Source organism: Brevibacillus reuszeri (assembly GCF_002897295.1).
In the GTDB taxonomy this organism is placed as follows: Bacteria; Bacillota; Bacilli; order Brevibacillales; family Brevibacillaceae; genus Brevibacillus; species Brevibacillus reuszeri_A.
Genome location: NZ_BEXF01000119.1, coordinates 1 through 664 on the forward strand (window position 1 = coordinate 1; position 664 = coordinate 664).

The window sequence follows — 664 nt, forward strand, 5'->3', positions numbered from 1 at the left end:
CATTGATGATTTTTAACTTCTTCTCCACCGGTAGTAGGAGTGAAATCAACCATATATACAGTCGTTTTCTCAGCCGAATCAATTTCAGCCGTTGCTCCTTTCATTCCCTCCATATGATCTGCATTTACAACCACTTCAGTTCCTGGTTTTAATGGCGCCTCGCCTGCATTTTGTAATTCTTCATGGATGACCCATTTGTGATTCTTCACTACTTCTCCACCATTCGTTGGTGTATAAGAAATAGTGTACACCGTCGTATCATATGCTCCCACAATCTTCGCTGTCGCACCTTTCATACCTGCCATGTGGTCTGATTCAATAATCGCTTGAGTTCCAACTCCATAGGTTGGATTCTTTGCTTCTTTTAAACCTTTAGGCACTTCTCCAGAACCGGTGTGTTCCATGTTACCATGATCCATTTCCCCCGCATTCTCTGGGCTTTCGGGCTCATTATTATTAGCGTTGCCGCAGGCCCCCAAAACTAATAAAAGGGACATGAATATTAATATTACAGCCATTGGTCTAAATTTCTTCTTTAACATAATTAACTCCCTTCATGACATGAATATTTGCCCTGATTAGAACAGAGGCATTAAAAGTGTATCCTTAACAGTGATATTATAATTGGTTTACCCTCTCTGTAAAAAATGTATTCATTATTCAT

1 protein-coding gene is annotated in these 664 nt (G+C 39.8%); it reads right to left on the reverse strand.

Translation table 11 applies throughout. The features are described 5' to 3' along the window. The coding region (locus tag C3B52_RS35730) for a YdhK family protein (protein ID WP_201264993.1) at positions 1-542 on the reverse strand (542 nt) is incomplete at its 3' end. Positions 543-664 lie beyond the last annotated feature (122 nt).